The sequence below is a fragment of the Streptomyces zinciresistens K42 genome, from assembly GCF_000225525.1.
Lineage (GTDB): Bacteria > Actinomycetota > Actinomycetes > Streptomycetales > Streptomycetaceae > Streptomyces > Streptomyces zinciresistens.
Genome location: NZ_AGBF01000376.1, coordinates 1 through 2,894, shown reverse-complemented (window position 1 = coordinate 2,894; position 2,894 = coordinate 1). Strand labels below are relative to the sequence as shown.

Below are 2,894 nucleotides of genomic sequence, written 5' to 3'. Positions count from 1 at the left end.
GGCGGGGGCGACGCACCGCGTACGGCCGCCCGGCGCCCGCGGACGCGGTGCCGGGCGGCCGGAGCGGATCAGACCGCCGGGGCCGGGTAGGTCGGGTACTCCACCCCCGAGACGTGCTGGACGACGCGGATGACCTGGCAGGAGTAGCCGAACTCGTTGTCGTACCAGAGGTAGAGGATCGCGTTGTCGCCCTCGGCCTTCAGCGCGCCGGCGTCGACGATCGAGGCGTGGCGCGAGCCGATGAAGTCGCTGGAGACCGCGTCGGGCGCGCTGATGAAGTCGATCTGGCGGCGCAGCGGCGAGGTCAGCGACACCTCGCGCAGATGCTCCAGGACCTCCTCGCGGGTCGTCTCGCGCTCCAGCTGGAGGTTGAGGATCGCGATGGAGACGTCCGGCACGGGGACGCGGATCGAGCTGCCGGTGATCCGTGCCTTGAGGTCGGGCAGCGCCTTGGCGACGGCTGAGGCCGCGCCGGTCTCGGTGATGACCATGTTCAGGGCCGCGCTGCGGCCCCGGCGCTCGGAGCTGTGGTAATTGTCCAGCAGGTTCTGGTCGTTGGTGAACGAGTGGACGGTCTCCACATGGCCGCGCCGCACACCGTACTCGTCGTCCATCGCCTTCAGCGGCGGCACGATGGCGTTGGTGGTGCAGCTCGCGCAGGACAGGATCTGCTCGTCCGGCTTGATCGTGTGGTGGTTGACGCCGTGCACGATGTTGGGGACGTCGCCCTTGCCGGGAGCGGTCAGGACGACCTTGTCGACACCGGGGCGCAGATGCTTGGACAGGCCCTCGCGGTCGCGCCACTTGCCGGTGTTGTCGATGAGGATGGCGTTCTTGATGCCGTACGCGGTGTAGTCGACCTCGGACGGGTCGTTCGCGTAGATCACCTTGATCGCGTTGCCGTTGGCGAAGATCGTGCCGCTCGCCTCGTCCACGGTGATCGTGCCCTGGAACTGGCCGTGGATGGAGTCGCGGCGCAGCAGCGACGCCCGCTTGACGATGTCCTGGTCGCCGCCGCCGCGCACGACGATGGCGCGCAGCCGCAGACCGGTGCCCGAACCGGCCTTCTCGATCAGCAGACGGGCCACGAGCCGGCCGATGCGGCCGAAGCCGTACAGGACGACGTCGCGCCCCTCGCCCCGCTCGATCTTCCCGGCGCCGGTGGCCCCGGCGACGGCCTCGGCCGTGAACGCCTCGACGCTCAGCCCGCGGTCGTCGGCCTTGTGGGTGGCGGCCAGCATGCCGAGGTCGATCTGGGACGGGCCGAGGTCCAGCTCGGTGAGGGCCCGCAGGAACGGCAGCGTCTCGGTGACCGAGAGCTCCTCGCCCGCGATCTGCCGGGCGAAGCGGTGCGTCTTCAGGATGCTGACCACCGACTTGTTCACCAAGGAGCGGCTGTGGAGCAGGACGGTGACGTCCCTCTCCCGGTGCAGCTTCCCGATGAGCGGGATCATCGACTCCGCGATCTCCTCGCGGGTCTTCCAGTTGGTGAACGAGTCGTCGTTGGCAGTCACGGGGCCTATCTTTCGAGCTAGGTGGCGCTCATATGCTAACCGCAGCGCCCGATGATCGTTCAAAGGGGGGCCCGAGAGGCGGGAAAGTGACCGGTATCGAGATGATTTGTTGAAGTCCGCTGGAAGTCGTGGCGGGGACGAAGGAGTGAACGGTGGAGTTGGAGCTGCGGCACCTGCGGGTGCTGTGCGCGATCGCGGACGCGGGCAGCGTCGGCAGGGCCGCGGCCGAGCTCGGCTACTCGCAGCCCGCGATGAGCACCCAACTCCGCCGCATCGAGCGCTACTTCGGCGCTGACGTCTTCGAACGCGGGCCCGCGGGGGTGCGGTTGACCCCGTACGGCTCCGAGGTCGTCGCCCAGGCGCGTGACGTGCTCACCCGGGCCGCCGCGATCGGACGCCGCCCGCCGTCCGGGACGGCGCCCGTGCCGCGCACCCTGAGAGTGGCCGCGACGAACTCCCCGATGCTGGCCGGGATGGTCTCCGGCGCCCGCTCCCGGCTGCCGGCCGTCTCGCTCGTGCTGAGCAGCGTGTACGCCTCCTCGCGGATCGTCGAACTGCTGGAGGAGGGCGCGGTCGACGCGGCCATCGCCGCCGACTACCCCGGCCGTGAACTGGCGCACTCCGCCGAGGTGGCCCACCGCGGCATCGTCACCGAGCCGACCTTCGTGGCACTGCCGTCCCGGCATCCCCTCGCGCGGCGCTCCCAGGTCGCCCTCGCCGACCTCGCGGGGGAGGCGTGGTTCGTGACGCCGGACGACGGCGCCGGCTGGCCCGGGGTCTTCTACGCGGCCTGCGAGGCGGCCGGGTTCTCCCCGGTGGTCGCCCATGAATTCCTCGGGGACCAGCAGCAGTTGCAGGGCATGATCGCCGAGGGGCTCGGGGTGGCCGTGGTCCAGCCGACCACGCAACCCCTCCCGCACGTCGTCGTCAGACCGCTCGCCGGGACCCCGCTGTGGTGCCGGTACGTGCTGGCCTGGCGGCGCGCGGCCGTCACCGGCGACCTGGCCGACGCCCTGTTCGCGTCCGCGGCCGACGCGCACCGCCAACTCGTTTCCCGGTCACCGCACTTGAAGACCTGGGCCGCCCGCACCTGGAGCACCCCCGGGGCATGAGCGGGCACCGGGGGCCGGGTCCTGGTGGCGGGGCGGGTGCGTGGACCGGGGCGGGGCGGGGCGGGGCGGTGAGCGGCCCCGGGGGTGCCGGGTGCCCGGGTCGAGCGCGTCGACCGCCGGACCGGCCTGGGCGTCGCGGTGCGGACCGCGCGCGGGGGCGGCGCCGGCCGCCCGTCTCACGGCTCGGTCGTCTCCGCTTCCAGGGCCGTGCGGGTCGCCGTTCCGTAGACGCCCGACTCGTCGGTGAGGACGACCCGGGTCAGCTGGT

At 71.9% G+C, this 2,894-nt stretch carries 2 protein-coding genes; one reads left to right on the top strand and one right to left on the bottom strand.

The window, feature by feature from the left end; all coding sequences use genetic code 11:
- Positions 1–68: 68 nt before the first annotated feature.
- A complete protein-coding gene (locus SZN_RS36465) occupies positions 69–1,514 on the bottom strand; it encodes a glyceraldehyde-3-phosphate dehydrogenase (protein ID WP_007505680.1) in 1,446 nt (481 codons plus the stop codon).
- A gap of 152 nt (positions 1,515–1,666) precedes the next feature.
- Between SZN_RS36465 and SZN_RS36460 the strand changes: the two genes are divergently transcribed.
- Positions 1,667–2,626, top strand: a complete 960-nt coding sequence (locus SZN_RS36460; RefSeq protein WP_007505679.1) for a LysR family transcriptional regulator — start codon at positions 1,667–1,669, stop codon at positions 2,624–2,626.
- The last annotated feature ends 268 nt before the right edge of the window (positions 2,627–2,894 follow it).